The organism is Streptomyces sp. NPDC004658 (assembly GCF_040609555.1).
Classification (GTDB): Bacteria; Actinomycetota; Actinomycetes; order Streptomycetales; family Streptomycetaceae; genus Streptomyces.
In genome coordinates this window covers 1-15,884 of sequence record NZ_JBEXKG010000165.1, presented here as the reverse complement: position 1 = coordinate 15,884, position 15,884 = coordinate 1, and the positions used below count along the sequence as shown (strand labels likewise).

Genomic DNA, 15,884 nt, shown 5'->3' with positions numbered 1-15,884 from the left:
GGCGGCCCGGTGCACGGCGCCCAGGGCGTAGCAGGCGTACCCCTCCTCCCACCGGGCGGCCTGCTCCCGGGCGGCGGACAGAGCCGCCGTGAGCACGGCCGCGGCGCCCGGTCCGTCGCCCAGGCAGAGCCTGGACAGGCCGGCGTTGACCCGCGCGCGCAGACCCGCCGGGATGTCGCCGGCGGCCGTACGGCGGCGTGCGGCCTGCTCGGCCTGGCGCAGCATCTCGCCGAGCTGGGCACGCAGCGCCGTGTGCACCCGCTCCGCTCCGGGCGCGTCCCACAGCTGCCAGAACTCGAAGTGCTCGCCGGTGGGGCGCAGACCGTTCGTCCGGTACCCGCGTTCCGCCGGATCGTGGACACCGCTTCGCATGAACTCCCCCGGATGACACGGCACTTGAGGGGACGCGGCTCCTCCCCCGTCCCGCCTCCGCGCCGATCCTGACACGCTGCGTGCCCCCCGGACACCGGCCCGCCGCCCGTTCCGACCGCCGCTCGAGCCGTGTTCTAGCAAGGCTGGAGCACAGGTGGACGAGGGTGCCGGGCGTGCCGCCCGGCATCAGCGGGCGGCGGGTTCCCCGGTCGCGTGCGCGCCGCGCAGGCGCTCGGCGTACGACCGGCAGGCCGCGTAGGTCGGCAGCCGGCCCAGCCGTTCGGCCTCGGCCAGCGACGGCGCGGCGGCGTCCCGCTCCGACAGCAGCGGAGTCACGTCCTCGGGCCACTCGATCCCGATCGCCGGGTCGAGCGGGTGGATGCCGTGCTCCCGCTCCGGTGTGTAGGGCGTGGAGCACAGGTAGACGGCCGTGGCCTCTTCGGTCAGCGCCATGAAGGCATGGCCGAGGCCTTCGGCCAGGTACACGGCCTGCCGTGCGCGGTCGTCCAGGCGGACGGCCACCCACCGGGCGTAGGTCGGCGAACCGACCCGGACGTCCACGATCACGTCCAGCACGGCCCCGCTCACACAGGTGAGGTACTTGGCCTGGCCGGGGGGAACGTCCGCGTAGTGGATCCCGCGTACCGCGCCGCGCCGCGTCACCGGGCAGTTGGCCTGGGCCACCGGGAACGGATGCCCGACGTCCCTCGCGAACTCCCGGCCGCTGAACCACTCCAGCACACTGCCGCGCCGATCGTGGTGGATGCGCGGCGTGTACAGCCACGCGCCTTCGATCGCCAGCTCCCGCACGGGAATCACCTCCGCCCCGCCGTGCCCGGCGCGTCCGGGCACGTACGCCTGGCGGGCAGCGTCCCACCCGCCGGTCGACACCGCCTCGACCGGCGCCTTAGTGCTCTTGTAGGGCTCTTCTAGCGGCACTTCCTAGCGTTCCGGCGACAGGCATTCCCGGCACCGGCGACGGAAGGATCCTCATGAGCACCGCGGCATCGGTACGGACGCTGTACCTGGACCTGATGAAGAAGGCCCTGTCGGGCGTCCTCTACAACGACCCGCCGGACGAGGCCACGCCCTCCCTGCCCGGCGAGTCCGCCCCGCCCCGCGGGGTCTTCGTGGCCGAGCGGCGGGAGGGCGGCGAGGACTGGCCGACCAACGCCCACACCATGATCGGCGTCAAGCGTCTGGACAACCTCCAGGAGTGCGCCGAGCGGGTCCTGGCCGACGGTGTGCCCGGCGACTTCATCGAGACGGGCGTCTGGCGCGGCGGTGCCTGCATCCTGCTGCGTGCCGTCCTCAAGGCGTACGGCGTCACGGACCGCGTCGTGTGGGCGGCCGACTCCTTCGAGGGCATGCCGGTCGCCGACGAGAACAGCGGCGGCCGGGACTTCCAGATGCAGTTGCACAAGTACAACGAGGTGCTGGGAGTGTCGCTGAAGGAGGTGCAGGAGAACTTCCGCGGCTACGGTCTGCTGGACGACCAGGTGCGCTTCCTGCCCGGCTGGTTCCGCGACACCTTGCCGGCGGCACCGGTCGAGCGGCTGGCGGTGCTGCGGCTGGACGGCGATCTGTACGACTCCACGATGGACGCCCTGACCCACCTGTACCCGAAGCTCTCCCCCGGCGGCTTCGTCATCGTCGACGACTTCGGGCTGCCCACCTGTGCCGCCGCGATCCACGACTACCGGGCCGCCCACGGCATCACGGAGGAGATCCAGCGCATCGACAGGTTCGGGGCGTACTGGCGGCGGTCGGCGCCCGCTGCCGGCGCCTGAGCCCCCTCCGGCGCCCGAAGCCGATCTGCCGCCCGCAACCACTCTGACGCCTGCAACCGCTTTCGGAAGGGACGTCGCGCCATGACGCAGTACCGAGTGCTCGGACCGTTCTCCGTCGCCGTCGACGGCGAGCCACGCACACCCAGCGCGGCAAAGGTGCGTCAGGTCCTGGCGCTGTTGCTGCTGCGCGCCAACCAGGTGGTCCGGCAGGACTCCATCATCGAGGAACTGTGGGGGGACCGTCCCCCGCGCAGCGCGGTCACGACGACGCAGACGTACATCTACCAGATCCGCAGGCTGCTGCATCCCGCCCGCAGGGCGGCGCACGACGACCGGACCGTCCGTACCGTGCCTCCCGGGTACGAGCTGTCGGTCGGTCCGGGACAGCTCGACAGCTGGGAGTTCGAGAGTTGTGTGGACCGGGCGCGGGCGCTGCTGGACGACGGCCGGGTCGCCGAGGCCGCGCGCCTGCTGTCCCGGGCCAGATCGATGTGGACGGGCCCCGTGCTGGCCGACGTCACCCAGGGGCCCGTGCTGCGCCGCTACGCCGCGCGGCTGGAGGAGAAGCGCAACCTGGCGCAGGAGCTGAGCCTGGCGGCGGACATGCGGCTGGGCCGCCACCGGGAGCTGGTGGCGGAGCTGAAGTCGCTGGTCATGGCCAACCCCTATCACGAGTGGCTGCACGCCCAGCTCATGATCGCCCTGCAACGCTCGGGGCGCCGTGCCGAGGCGCTGGCCGCCTTCCAGCAGGCACGGCGGCTGCTGAACGAGCAGTTGGGGATCGAGCCGTCCGGAGATCTCCAGCGGATCCACCAGGACATCCTGAAGGAGGACGCCCTGACCCCGTGAGGCGCGGCCCGTCCGGGCGGGGCCCGTCGGTCAGCCGTCGTACGCGGGATAGTCGACGTAGCCGCGGGCGTCTCCGCCGTAGAAGGTGGCGGGGTCGGGGTCCGTCAGCGGGAGCCCCTCGCGCAGACGCCGCGGCAGGTCGGGGTTGGAGACGAACAGCCTGCCGAAGGAGACCAGGTCGCCGGCGTCCTGCCGGAGCACGGCCCGCGCGGCCTCCGCGGACACCGGCGTCCTGCGGTCCGCGGCGTGCGGGTTGAGGATGAACGCGGCGGGCCAGCGGTCGCGCAGCCGCCGGCTGCCGGCCCGGTCGAGGGTCTCGTACACGTGCAGGAAGGCGATGCCGACCGCCGCGACGGCGTCGACCAGGGCGGGGTACAGCACGTCGGCGTCGGGCTCGGCGATGTCGTTGAAGGTGTTGTGCGGGGAGACGCGCAGGCCCACGCGGTCGGCGCCGATCGCGTCGGCGACCGCCTCGGTCACCTCCACGACGAAGCGGATCCGGCCCGCGACCGAGCCGCCGTGGGCATCGGTGCGCACATTGCTGTTGGGTGCGAGGAACTGGTGCAGCAGCATGCCGCTGCCGCCGTGCAGTTCGACCCCGTCGAACCCGGCCGTCACCGCGTTGCGGGCCGCGTCGGCGAAGTCCCGTACGGTCACGGCCAGGTCCGCGCTCGTCATCGCACGCGGGGTGACGAACTCCCGCGGCCCGTCGTAGGTCTTGGCCGCGCCGGCGGGCCGTACCGCCGACGGCGCGAGCGGGATACCGTCCTCGGGTGCGGCCGGCCGGTCCCGCAGCAGATCGGGGTGGCTGATGCGTCCGGCGTGCATGAGCTGGGCGTAGATCCGGCCGCCCGCCGCGTGCACCGCGTCGGTGACCCGGCGCCACGCGGTGATCTGTTCCCCGGTGTGCAGTCCGGGAGTGGCGAAGAATCCCTGCCCGGCGGTGCTCGGCTGGATCCCCTCGCTGATGATCAGTCCGGCCGACGCGCGCTGCGCGTAGTACGTCGCCGCCAGCGGGGAGGGTACGCCCCGGCGGTCGGCCCTGTTGCGCGTCAGCGGTGCCATCACCACGCGGTTCGGCAGGGTGAGGGCGCCGAGTTTCACTTCGTCGAACAGATCTGCCATGGCTGACTCCTGGTCGTTGTCGGTGGCGGGACGGGCGGGTGCGCGCCGTCGCGCCGCGTGCCGCGCGGCCGGGACCAGCGTCGGCGCCGTGCCTCGCACCCCGGTCAAGGGCCGCCCGAGAGACGGTGCTCAAGGGATTCACGACCGGCGGGCCGCATGCTCTGCGCGTCCACGCCGTGGGCCCCAGCAGTGAGGAGAGAACGCATGAAGGCCTTGATCCTGTCGGGCGGTTCGGGCACCCGCCTCAGGCCGTTCAGCCACTCCATGCCCAAGCAGCTCATGCCCATCGCCAACCGGCCGGTGCTCGAACACGTCCTGACCCGCGTGGCCGAGCTGGGTGTCACGGAGATCGGCATCGTGGTCGGCCGGCACGGCCGGGAGATCGCGGACGCGCTGGGCGGTGTCGCCCGGTCCGGGGCGCGGATCACGTACATCCCGCAGGAACAGCCGCTCGGGCTGGCCCACTGTGTCTCCGTGGCGCGGGACTTCCTGGGGGACGACGACTTCGTCATGTTCCTCGGCGACAACATGCTGAGCCAGCCGGTGACCGCGATCGCCGAGGAGTTCCGGGTGCGCCGTCCGGACTGCCAGCTCGTCCTGCGCAAGGTCGCCGACCCGCGCCAGTTCGGCGTCGCCGAGACCGAACCGGACGGCACGGTGACGCGCCTGGTGGAGAAGCCCGCGGTGCCCCGTTCCGATCTGGCGGTGGTCGGCGTGTACTTCTTCACGCCCGCCGTGCACGAGGCGGTCGCCGCGATCACTCCCAGCGCGCGGGGGGAGCTGGAGATCACCCACGCCATCCAGTGGCTGGTCGACCGCGGGCACGACGTGCGCGCCACCGAGTACTCGGGGCACTGGAGCGACACCGGACGGCTGGAGGACGTGCTGGTGTGCAACCGGGAGGTGCTCGACGGCCTCGCCCGCGAGATCACCGGTGAGGTCGACGCGGACAGCAGCCTGGTCGGACAGGTGGTCGTGGAGGCCGGCGCGCGCGTGTACCGCTCGCGCATCGAGGGACCCGCGATCATCGGCGCGCGCAGCACCGTCTGTGACAGCCGGATCGGACCGCACACGTCCATCGGCCGGGACTGCGTCATCCAGGACGCCGGACTCGGTTACTCGATCACCCTGGACGGGGCCCGGGTCACGGGTGTCACCGGGGTGCACGGGTCGGTCATCGGCCGGGACGCCACCGTCAGCTGTGGTCCCGGCTCCCAGCAGCGGCTGATCGTGGGCGACCACTCCACCGTGGTGGTGGCGGCATGAGGGTGCTGGTGACCGGCGGTGCCGGCTTCATCGGCTCGCACTACGTCCGCACGATGCTGGACGGCGGCTACCCGGGGTACGAGTCGGCCGGGGTCACGGTCCTGGACGCGCTGACCTACGCCGGCGACCGCGCCAACCTGCCCGCCGCGCACCCCCGGCTGCGGTTCGTCCGGGGCAATGTGTGCGATCTGCCGCTGCTGCTGTCGCTGCTCCCGGGGCACGACGCGGTGGTGCACTTCGCCGCGGAGTCGCACGTGGACCGGTCGCTGGGAGACGCGGCGGCCTTCTTCCGCAGCAATGTCGTGGGCACCCAGACCGTGCTGGAGGCGGCCCTGGTGTCCGGGGTGGGCCGCGTGGTGCACGTCTCCACGGACGAGGTCTACGGCTCCATCGACCAGGGGTCCTGGACGGAGGACCGGCCGCTCGCGCCCAACTCGCCGTACTCGGCCTCCAAGGCGGGCTCGGACCTGGCCGCCCGCTCCTACTGGCGCACGCACGGGCTCGATGTCCGCATCACGCGCTGTTCCAACAACTACGGCCCGTACCAGCACGTGGAGAAGATGATCCCGCTGTTCACCACGCGGTTGCTCGCGGGGCTGACGGTGCCGCTGTACGGGGACGGCTCCCACGTGCGGGAGTGGCTGCACGTGGACGACCACTGCCGGGCCGTCCAGCTGGTCCTGGACGGCGGGCGGGCCGGCGAGATCTACAACATCGGCAGCGGCAACGCCCGCACCAACCGGGAGCTGGCCGAGCTGCTCGCCCGGCTGTGCGGCGCCGACGCCTCACTGATCCGCCGGGTGGCCGACCGCAAGGGCCACGACCGGCGGTACGCGCTGGACGACGGCAAGATCCGGCGGGAGTTGGGCTACGCCCCGCGCGTGCCGTTCGAGCGCGGACTGGCGGACACCGTCGCCTGGTACCGGCGGCACACCGAGCGGTGGCCGCACCGGGTGCCGGTGCGGGCCGCGCTCGACTGAGCCGCACCGGTCCGGCTCAAGCGTCATTCGAGGTGGGGTTGCCAGTCTGGGCCGGGTGACCGGTTCACCGGTCCCTGTGCGCGCAGGGTGCGCGGCACCCCTCCACAGCACGTCACATCCGTTCTCACCCGGCAGGGAAGCGAGGGATTCACGGTGGTGGACATCACGCCATGGGGCACGGTGGACCAGCTGGTCGTCGCGGCCGGCGGCCGTCACGACCAACTTCAGCAGGCGATCGTCGAGGCGGGACCCGACCGGGTCGCGGAGCTGATGGCGTCCGAGATACGGATCCGCACCGCGGCACCCGACGACGTCACCGATGTGCACCTCAATCTGACCATGGAGTTCCGCGGCGAGCTCTTCCGTCATCTGGTCTCCTTCAAGGAGGGCCGGATGTCCGTGGAGCCGGGCAGCTCCGAGGGTGTGCTGGCCGACATCCGGTACGAACTGACCGACCTGGTCCGCCTGCTGTACCCGACCCGGGCCGGTGTCCGGTCGGAGACCCGCGACGTGCACGTGGTCACCTGGCCCTGGACGGGGCAGAACAACGAGTTCAGCCCGCTCTGGCCGGACAAGGTGATCCAGCGTGCCGCGCTCTCCCAGGAGCAGCGCGCGGCACTGGGCATGGCACGGATGACGATCCTGTTCCGGGCCGTGCAGGCGGTGATCTCGGCAACGTCCAACCCGCCGGTGAGCCTCGACGAACTGGCGGCGCGCTACGGCTCGGACAAGTGGGGCGCCCTGCACTTCTACACGCCCCACTACGAGCGCCACTTCGGTCCGCTGCGCCACGAGCCGGTCCGGATCCTGGAGATCGGCATCGGCGGCTACGACTCGGAGTCGCTGGGCGGCGAGTCCCTGTACATGTGGCAGCGGTTCTTCCCCCGCGGCCTGGTCTACGGGCTGGACATCTTCGCCAAGCCCGGTGTCACCGGCCCGCGCATCCGCACCGTGCGCGGCGACCAGAACGACCCGGCCTTCCTGCGCGAACTCGGCGAGACGGCGGGCCCGTTCGACATCGTCGTGGACGACGGCAGCCATGTGAACGAGCACGTGCGCACCAGCTACGAGACGCTGTTCCCCTATGTGCGGCCCGGCGGCTTCTACGTCATCGAGGATCTGCACACCGCGTACTGGCCCGAGTTCGGCGGCGAACTGCCCCCCGGGTCCCCGGCGACCACGACCGGCTTGCTCAAGGACCTCATCGACGACCTGCACCGCTGCGAACTCGCACCGGACGAGGAACCGGCCGGCAACCACCCGTCCGACATCTCGATCTACCACAATCTGGCAGTCCTCAGGAAGGGGATCGCCCACGAGCGGGGCATTCCCGCTTGGGTCCAGCAACGCGCGGACCAATGGATTCACCCTGGCCGGAAGTGATCGGCCGGGCCACCAGGAAATGCGGTAGTTGTGGTCTTCAACCGCACGGCAACCACCGCACCGCTTCCCTCACATGAAAGACGCACGTTCACATGAGTGAGCCCAGACGAGTCACCTTCGGTCTCAAGACCACGCCCATGCACGTCGATTACGACGACATCCTCCGGGTGTGGCTGGAGGCCGACGAGATCCCCGAGATCGAACACGCCTGGCTGTGGGACCACATGCTGCCCCTGGCCGGACCGAAGGACGGGAAGATCTACGAGGGCTGGACGCTCCTGGCCGCGCTGGCCGCGCAGACGCGGCGCCTGCGGCTCGGACTTCTGGTCACCAGCAACCGCATCCGCCAGCCTGCCGTCCTCGGGAAGATCGCGACCACGGTCGACGTGGTGTCCCGGGGCCGGCTGGTCATGGGCCTCGGGGTGGGCGGCACGCACCAGCCCGCGGGCGCCGGCGGCATCGCCGGTGACAACCCGGCGATCGCCGAGTACGAGGCGTACGGCCTCACCCTGGTGCCGCCCGCCGAGGGCATCGCGCGCCTGGAGGAGACGGTCACCATCCTCAAGCGCATGTGGACCGAGAAGGAGTTCGACTTCGAGGGCCGCTACTACACGCTGAAGGGCAACCGCAACGAGCCCAAGCCCGTCCAGCCGTCGGGCCCGCCCCTGCTCATCGGCGGCTGGGGCAACCGGACGCTGCGGCTGGTGGCGGAGCACGCCGACATCTGGAACATCCCCGGACCGCCGCACAACCAGCTCGACTACATCACCGACCGGGCCCGGGTGCTCGACGAGCACTGCGCGGCCATCGGCCGGGATCCGTCCGAGATCAGCAGGTCGGTGCAGGTCGTCATCTCCTACGACGACATCGCGGCGTCCCGCCGGACCGTGCTGGAACTGGTCCGCGCCGGTCTCGACCACATCGTCCTCAGCCTGCCGCGCGGCTACCCGCAGGGCGTGGCCCGCTGGCTGACGGAGGAGGTCATCAAGCCGGTGCGGGCGGAACTGCCCGCGTAGTGGCACCACTTCGTCCGGGGCCCGGTCTGCTCAGCAGGCCGGGCCCTTTTCCGTGATGGACCGTGTGAAGGGCCAGGCAACCATGACACGCGTACTGTTCACGACCGCAGCGATGGCCGCCCACGTCCGGCCGACCGTGCCCCTGGTGAAGGAACTGGTGGACGGAGGCCACGACGTGGCCTGGTACACCGGGCCGGAGTTCGAGGACGTCGTCACCCGCACCGGGGCCCGCTTTCTGGCGGCCCGGGCCGGCGCCGACTTCGGCGGCGCACTCGCCCGCACCGGCGGCAAGGGCCGCGGCTTCTCGGGGCTCAACAGGCTGGTGCTCGAACTGTTCCTGAAACCCATCCCCGCGTACGCGCGGGAACTGGCGGACGTCTTCGACACGTTCCGCCCCGACGTGGTCGTCTCGGACCACAGTTTCCGCGCCGGCCTGCTCGTGGCGGAGCAGCGGGGCATCCCGCGAGTGGCGTTCTCCGCCGGTCCGCTGAACCTGTCGAGCAGGGACACCGCTCCCTTCGGCCTCGGCTGGCAGCCGTCGTCGTCGCTGCCGGGGCGGCTGCGCAACCGGGTCATGAGCCGGCTGATGTACGGCGTCGTCTACCGGGAGCGCCAGCGGGTCCTGGGGCGCATCCGCGCGGAGATGGGGCTGCCGGCCCTCGGCGGGTACAGCATCGACTGGGTCGCGCGGACCTGCGACCGGTATCTGCAGACGGGGGTGCCGGAGTTCGAGTACCCGCGCAGCGACCTGCCGCCGTCGGTGGAGTTCATCGGCCCGACGCAGCCGGAGGAGGACGGCGCCGCGCCCCGGCCGCAGTGGTGGCCGGAGGTCCTGCGGGCGCGTGCGGCGGGCCGTCCGGTGGTCTTCGTGACCCAGGGGACCATCGCGACCGGTCTGTCCCGCCTGGTGCTGCCCACCATCGAGGCGCTGGCCGGCCAGGACGTGCTGGTGGTGGCCACGACCAGCGGTCAGGACCCGGAGACGGTGCTGCCGGCCGAGCGCCGCCCCCAGCATGTGCTGCTCGCGCCCTTCGTGCCGTACGGCGCCATGCTGCCGCTGACCGACGTGCTCGTCACCAACGGTGGGTACGGCGGGGTCCAGCACGCCCTGTCGCACGGGGTGCCGCTGGTGGTGTCCGGGACGAGCGAGGACCGGATGGAGACCAACGCCCGGGTCGTGTGGGCGGGGGTGGGCGTCTCGCTGAGGACCGACACCCCTTCGGTGGACCGGCTGCGGCAGGCGGTGGACACCGTCCTGCGCGATCCCTCCTACCGGGCGCGGGCCCGGTCCGTGCAGCGGGCGCTGGCGTCCCTGGCCGGTACCGGCCGGGCGGCGGCGGCCATCGTCGAGGCGGCTGCCGCCGGACGCACGCCGGCGGGCGGGGTGTGACGGCGGCCCGGTGAACGGCGAAGGCCGGCCCCGCGTGGTGACGGGGCCGGCCTTCGCCGGGTCGGACCGTGCGGGAGGGGACCGTCAGGAGACGGAGCACAGTCCGGCGGGCGACGAGGTGCCGCAGGCGTTCTGCGAGAAGGTGATGCCGGTGCCGACGCCGTCCCAGACGATGTCGTCCGGTCCGTTGCGGCGCAGCGCGTTCGAGGTGATGGCGATGTCGCCCTGCGTGGTGGGGTCCGCCGGGTCGTAGACGCGGCTGCTGACGATCACGATGCCGCCGGAGAGCCGGTCGGGGCCGGTGTTGTCCGTGACGGCGTTGCGCTCGACGGTGGCCCGGGTGGTGCCGACCAGGATGACGCCGGCTCCCTGCACGGACTCGGGGAAGCCGTACTTGCCGGGGCAGTCGGCGTTGTTGGCGGTGAACGCGTTGTCCGCGACGTGAAGGAGTTCGCCGCCGGGCACGCGCTGGCTGTCGGAGAACGAGAAGAAGCCCGAGCAGCTGCCGGTCACGGTGTTGTGGTTCACCTCGACACCGGAGCTGTCGTACGAGGAGATGCCGTAGGCGGAGCGGGTCACGGCGTTGTCGGTGACGACGGTGTTCGAGCCGGGGATGTTGTAGTTGCCGATGTAGACGCCGGCCCGGGCCACGTCGCTGATCGCGTTCTTGCTGATGACGCTGTTCTTGGAGACGGTGTCGGTCACGCCGTACGACCCGCTGTTGACGACGGTGTTGCCGTCGGCCTGGGTGCCGTCGGTGGCGGAGAGGGATATGCCGACCTTGAAGCCGTCGATGCGTACGCCGGTCACCCGGCCGCCGTGGACGAAGCTCGTGGCGTGCGAGCTGGGGCCGTCGGTGCCGTCCACGGTGCCGCGGAAGCAGATGGCGGCCTGGTGCTGACCGCAGTGGTTGGCGGGGAAGGCGGCCGGCGGCTTGATCACCGTTCCGTTGGGCCCCGATCCGGCGCCCTTGATCGTGATGTTGTCCTTCTCGACCTGCACGCTCTCCTGGTACGTGCCGGCGGTCAGCTGGACGGTGTCGCCCGGCTGGGCGGCGTCCACGGCAGCCTGGATGCTCTGGCCGGGGCTGACGGTCCGTACGGTCGCCGCGTGCGCCGTGCCCGCGGTCGCCACCGCCCCCGCACCGACCACCATGACCGTGGCCACGGACAAGAACGTCTTTTTCATGGATGCTCCTCGTCACAAGACGACGTCGAGGGGCGCTCTCGCCTCCGCAGCGGGAGGGGCGCCGACGGGATCCAGCCACCACGGGTGGCGGTCGGCCACCGACGATACGGCGCCGGGCGCCCGACAACATCAGCACAAAGGCGTACGCCGGTTCGCGGGCGGGCGACGCGTGCCGGGCTCCAACCCGGTTCCACCCCGGCTCTAGCGCGAGGCGTTTGGCTCGGTGCCGCTCCGGGCGACAGCGGCCCGGACCGACCAGCAGAAGGGGTGAGCGTGTGCGAGTCGTGGTGATCGGCGCCGGCGGACTGCTCGGCACCGCGTTCCGCCGGGTCGCGGGCGAACTTCCGGACGTGGAGGCCCTGTTCCCCGGGCGGAGTGAACTGGACGTGACCGATCCGCTCTCCGTGGAGAGATACCTCGGCGCCACCGCACCGGACGGCGTGGTGAACGCCGCCGCGCTGCTCCCGGCGGATCTGTGCGAGACCCATCCGCGCACCGCCTACGAGATCCACGCGCTCGGCGCCCGCTGGGTGAGCCGGGCCTGCGAACGGCTCGGCGCGGTCTCGGTGTACATCAGCACCGACTTCGTCTTCGACGGGACGAGCCGGGACGGCTACGCGCCCGACTCCCCCACCCGCCCGACGCTCACCTACGGGATCACGAAGCGGGCGGGGGAGCTGGAGACCTGCCTGGGCGCGTCGCGTCACCTCGTGCTGCGCACCGCGGGCCTGTTCGGGCCGCCGCCGCCCGGTACCGGCGTCCGCCCCTGCTTCGTGGACCGCATCCTGCGCAAGGCCGACTCCGGCGAGCCGGTCCAGGTCGTCGACTCGGTGGTGATGTCCCCCACCTACACCGTCGACCTGGCCCGCATGACGTTCGCCCTGCTGCTCGACGGCGCCGCCTCGGGCGTCCATCACGCGGTCGGCCAGGGCGCCGCCTCCTGGTACGAGGTGGCGGCGACGGCGGTCCGGCTGGCGGGCCGGAACGTCCCCGTGACGCCCCAGCGGGAGCAGAGCCACGTGGCGGCGACCCGCCCGGCCCGCACCCCGCTGACCGGGGCGCTCCCGGGCCGGGCCCGCGCCCACCAGCGCCCGTGGCAGGAGGCACTCGCCGAGTACCTGCGCGAGTACTGGCCGGCCCCGCCGCGCGCCGCCGGGTCCGCCGGTCCTCGAGGCCCCGGCGAGTGACCGGCGACCCCTGCCCGAGCGGGGTTCAAGAGGCGTGCGAGCGCACGGGCCGAGACTCCGGTCGTCTCCCGACACGATCGGAAGGGGTCTCCATTGGCCGACCACCGGAGCTTCGCGGAACTCATGTGGGATCGTGCGCAGTCCCTCGGTGACCGGAACGCCTACCTCATGCTGCCGGCGGACGGCGGTACGGCGGAGCCCGAGCCGGTCACCTACGGGACGCTGGACCGCGCCGCCCGCTCACTCGCGGCCACGCTGCAGCGGCTGCCGCACCGCCCCACGCGTGTCCTGATCGCGCAGAGCCGCGCCCGGCACGTCGCCGAGTCCCTGCTCGCCTGCTGGTACGCCGGGGCGACGGCGATCCCGGTGTCGCCGGGCGGCGGGCGGCACCACGCGGAGCGGCTGCGGCGCATCCTCAAGGACGCCCGCGTCGACGCCGTGCTGTCCGACCGCTCCGGTGCCTCGGAGCTGTCGCGGGAACTGGCCTGGGCGGGCCGGCAGGTCCCGTGTCTGGCGGTGGACGGCGCCGCACCGGCGGACCCCGGCGACTGGCGGCGGCCCGGCGCCCAGAGCACCGAGGCGGCGCTGATCCAGTACACCTCCGGCAGCTCGGGCGAGCCGAAGGGGGTGATGGTCTCGCACCGGAACCTGCTGGCCAACCAGGAGGCGATCAGCCGCGCCTTCGGCACCGACGGCCGCAGTGTGATCGGCGGCTGGCTGCCGCTCCACCACGACATGGGGCTCATCGGGCAGCTGCTGCACCCGCTGTGGCTGGGTGCGCGCGGCGTCGTGATGGCGCCCTGGGCCTTCGCCCACGAACCGCTGAGCTGGCTGCGCATGATCGGCGAGTACGGGGTGACCGCCACGGCCGCGCCGGGCTTCGCCTACGACCTGTGTGTGCGCCGGGTGCCGCGGGAGCGGATCGCCGAACTGGACCTGTCCGGTCTGGAGACCGCCGTCGTGGGTGCCGAACCCGTCCGGGCCGAGACGCTGCGCGCCTTCACCGAGCGGTTCGCCCCGGCGGGCCTGCGTCCCGGCGCCCTGCGCCCCGCCTACGGACTCGCGGAGGCGACCCTGCTCGTCAGCGCCGGCGCCCCGGCGCCCCGGCCCCGGCAACGCGCGGTGGACGCCGGGGCGTTGGAGGAGGGACGGCTGCGGCCCGCGGTGCCGGGGGGACGGCAGCGCACCCTGGTCGGCTGCGGGCGCCCGGCCGACAGCGAGGTGCGGATCGTGGCGCCGGAGAGCCGAGCCGTACTGCCGGACGGTGAGGTCGGCGAGATATGGGTCCGCGGTGACGGTGTGGCGGCCGGCTACTGGGGGCGGCCGGCGGACACCCGGGCCGCCTTCGACGCCCGCACCGGCGACGGCGCCGGCGGATTCCTGCGCACCGGCGACCTGGGGGTGCTGGACGGCGGAGAACTGTTCGTCACCGGACGCCTGAAGGACATCCTGATCGCCCAGGGCCGGCACCTGCACCCGCACGACCTGGAACAGTCGGTGCAGAGCGCGAGCCCGCTGTGCGGTGCCGCCACGGTGTTCAGCGTCGAGTCGGAGCACGAGCACATCGTCGTGATCCAGGAAGTGGCCGCGGGACACACCACCGACCCGGATCTCGGGCGGCTCGGCGAGACCCTCCAGGGCCGGCTCGCCAGCGACTTCGCCGTGCCCTCGCCGAGCATCGTCCTGGTGCGGCCGGGCACCATCCGCCGGACCACCAGCGGCAAGGTCCGGCGCTCCCGCATGCGGCAGCTGTTCCTGAGCGGATCCCTCGATCCCCTGCACGCGGACCTGACGGCCGAGGTCCGTGAGCTGCTGCGGGTGTCCTGCCCGTGAGCTGCGCGGACGCCTCGAAATGACCTCGCTCCACCGGTCGAACTTGTGAATATCTCACTGTCCGGCACGTCCACCCGCTGCGAGACTGTGCGCGTCGCTTCGCCCCAGCAAGCACAAGTCGCCTAGGGAGACGCCCATCGTGGACATGGAGATCGGTTTGCTCGGTCCGATGTCGGCCACCGTTGACGGACGATCCATGTTGCCCAGCGCCAGCAAGCCGCGCCAGGTCCTCGCCCTGCTGTCCCTGCACCCGCGGCGCGTCGTGCAGACGGAAGTCCTGATCGAGGAGTTGTGGGGCGCCGCCCCTCCGCGCAGCGTGCTGACGACACTCCAGACCTATGTGCTTCAGCTGCGCCGCGGGCTGTCGGAGGTCCTCTCCCCCGACGGCCCCCCGGCCAAGGAGGTGCTCGTGACCTCCCGGGGCGGCTATCTGCTGACGGTCTCCCGGGAGAACACGGACGTCGGCCGGTTCGACGACTTGCTCGCCCGCGGTCAGCGGGCGTTCCGGGCGGGCGACTGCGCCGCCGCGTCCCGGCTGCTGAGCCAGGCACTCGGCCTGTGGCGCGGTCCCGTCGTGGCCGACGCCCGGCACGGCCGCACCCTGGAGATAGAGTCGGCGCGCCTGGAGGCGGACCGTCTCAGCGCCCAGGAGCTGCGGATCTCCGCCGAGTTGCGGATGGGCGGCCACCGGGCGCTCCTCGGTGAGCTGACGGCGCTGGCCGGGGCCTACCCCCTGCACGAGCGGCTGCACGGCCAGCTGATGCTGGCGCTGCACCGGGCGGGCCGCACCGCGGAGGCCCTGGCGGCCTTCCACCGGCTGCGTCGCACGCTGCTCGACGAGCTGGGCCTGGAGCCGACCCGGCACATCCGGCACCTGCACCAGGCCATGCTCGTCCCGGACACGACCATCCTGGCCCGCGGCGGCCTGCTGGAGGAGGCCGTGCTCACCGGCTGACCCCCCTGCCGGCCGGCGGCCGGCTCCGCGCCGGACCGGCGGGCTCGAGCAGGCGTCGAGTCCCCGTCCAGCCCCCACGGTGACCGTGTGACCACCTGCCCGGCCCGTACCGCCCGCACCGGCGGACCGGGCCTTCGGATCAACGGACACCCGGTCGGGGGCCTGCCATGATTCCCACTGTCCTCGCTCCGTTCCCGCCCGCTTCCCCGGTGCGCGTGCTGTGCTTCCACCACGCGGGCGGCGGGGCGTCCGCCTTCGCCTCGTGGGCGCGTGCCCTCGGCCCCCACTGGGCGCCGGTCGGCGTACGGCTGCCCGGCCGGGAGACCCGGCGGCACGAGCCGCGCGTCACCCGGCACCAGGCCCTGCTCGACGACCTGGACGGCAGCCTGGGGGCGCTGCCGGACCGGCCGTACGTGCTCTACGGGCACAGCATCGGCGCGCTGGTGGCCCACGCGTTCGCGCAGCACCGCAGCCGGCTGGGGCACCCCCCGCTGGCCCTCCTGGTCGGCGCCTGCCCGCCCCCGCACGTCGTGCCGGCGCCGCCGCTGAC

At 72.6% G+C, this 15,884-nt stretch carries 15 protein-coding genes; 11 read left to right on the top strand and 4 right to left on the bottom strand.

All coding sequences use genetic code 11. The features are described 5' to 3' along the window. A partial coding sequence (locus tag ABZV94_RS34505) for a hypothetical protein (RefSeq protein ID WP_356347586.1) occupies window positions 1-372 on the bottom strand: 372 nt, incomplete at its 3' end. Between the two features lie 186 nt (window positions 373-558). Beyond that, window positions 559-1,182, bottom strand: coding sequence for a dTDP-4-dehydrorhamnose 3,5-epimerase (gene rfbC, locus ABZV94_RS34500; protein WP_356347588.1), 624 nt, complete (start codon window positions 1,180-1,182; stop codon window positions 559-561). 182 nt (window positions 1,183-1,364) lie between these two features. Here rfbC and ABZV94_RS34495 point away from each other — a divergent pair, with 182 nt between their 5' ends. After that, window positions 1,365-2,162 carry a TylF/MycF family methyltransferase gene (locus ABZV94_RS34495; RefSeq protein WP_356347584.1) on the top strand — a complete coding sequence of 266 codons (798 nt, stop codon included), beginning with the start codon at window positions 1,365-1,367 and terminating at the stop codon, window positions 2,160-2,162. Between the two features lie 81 nt (window positions 2,163-2,243). Then, window positions 2,244-3,011, top strand: a complete 768-nt coding sequence (locus ABZV94_RS34490; protein ID WP_356347581.1) for an AfsR/SARP family transcriptional regulator — start codon at window positions 2,244-2,246, stop codon at window positions 3,009-3,011. A gap of 30 nt (window positions 3,012-3,041) precedes the next feature. Here the strand turns inward: ABZV94_RS34490 and ABZV94_RS34485 are convergent, their stop codons facing one another. Continuing rightward, window positions 3,042-4,136, bottom strand: coding sequence for an alkene reductase (locus ABZV94_RS34485; protein ID WP_356347580.1), 1,095 nt, complete (start codon window positions 4,134-4,136; stop codon window positions 3,042-3,044). A 204-nt stretch (window positions 4,137-4,340) separates the two neighbouring features. Between ABZV94_RS34485 and ABZV94_RS34480 the strand changes: the two genes are divergently transcribed. The 5 genes from ABZV94_RS34480 to ABZV94_RS34460 all read left to right on the top strand — a co-directional run bounded on the left by ABZV94_RS34480 (window position 4,341) and on the right by ABZV94_RS34460 (window position 10,171). Then, window positions 4,341-5,402: a glucose-1-phosphate thymidylyltransferase gene (locus ABZV94_RS34480; RefSeq protein ID WP_356347578.1), complete on the top strand. Its 1,062-nt coding sequence runs from the start codon at window positions 4,341-4,343 to the stop codon at window positions 5,400-5,402. Next, on the top strand, window positions 5,399-6,382 hold the full coding sequence (gene rfbB, locus ABZV94_RS34475) for a dTDP-glucose 4,6-dehydratase (RefSeq protein ID WP_356347576.1): 984 nt from the start codon (window positions 5,399-5,401) through the stop codon (window positions 6,380-6,382). The genes ABZV94_RS34480 and rfbB overlap by 4 nt, the downstream gene beginning before the upstream one ends. 156 nt (window positions 6,383-6,538) lie before the next feature. Next, on the top strand, window positions 6,539-7,765 hold the full coding sequence (locus ABZV94_RS34470; protein ID WP_356347574.1) for a class I SAM-dependent methyltransferase: 1,227 nt from the start codon (window positions 6,539-6,541) through the stop codon (window positions 7,763-7,765). 92 nt (window positions 7,766-7,857) lie between these two features. Then, window positions 7,858-8,781 carry an LLM class flavin-dependent oxidoreductase gene (locus tag ABZV94_RS34465; protein WP_356347571.1) on the top strand — a complete coding sequence of 308 codons (924 nt, stop codon included), beginning with the start codon at window positions 7,858-7,860 and terminating at the stop codon, window positions 8,779-8,781. Between the two features lie 82 nt (window positions 8,782-8,863). Then, complete coding sequence (locus ABZV94_RS34460) at window positions 8,864-10,171, top strand: nucleotide disphospho-sugar-binding domain-containing protein (RefSeq protein ID WP_356347569.1); 1,308 nt, start codon at window positions 8,864-8,866, stop codon at window positions 10,169-10,171. An 84-nt stretch (window positions 10,172-10,255) separates the two neighbouring features. On the opposite strand, the gene ABZV94_RS34455 is transcribed toward ABZV94_RS34460, so the two are convergent. Continuing rightward, entirely contained in the window at window positions 10,256-11,359 is a 1,104-nt protein-coding gene (locus ABZV94_RS34455) for a right-handed parallel beta-helix repeat-containing protein (RefSeq protein WP_356347566.1), read from the bottom strand. Window positions 11,360-11,634: 275 nt separating this feature from the next. Here ABZV94_RS34455 and ABZV94_RS34450 point away from each other — a divergent pair, with 275 nt between their 5' ends. The 4 genes from ABZV94_RS34450 to ABZV94_RS34435 all read left to right on the top strand — a co-directional run. After that, window positions 11,635-12,546, top strand: a complete 912-nt coding sequence (locus ABZV94_RS34450) for an NAD(P)-dependent oxidoreductase (protein ID WP_356347564.1) — start codon at window positions 11,635-11,637, stop codon at window positions 12,544-12,546. 93 nt (window positions 12,547-12,639) lie between these two features. Next, complete coding sequence (locus ABZV94_RS34445) at window positions 12,640-14,379, top strand: fatty acyl-AMP ligase (protein ID WP_356347563.1); 1,740 nt, start codon at window positions 12,640-12,642, stop codon at window positions 14,377-14,379. Between the two features lie 196 nt (window positions 14,380-14,575). Then, window positions 14,576-15,334, top strand: a complete 759-nt coding sequence (locus ABZV94_RS34440) for an AfsR/SARP family transcriptional regulator (protein ID WP_356347561.1) — start codon at window positions 14,576-14,578, stop codon at window positions 15,332-15,334. Between the two features lie 167 nt (window positions 15,335-15,501). Beyond that, a partial coding sequence (locus ABZV94_RS34435) for a thioesterase domain-containing protein (RefSeq protein WP_356347558.1) occupies window positions 15,502-15,884 on the top strand: 383 nt, incomplete at its 3' end.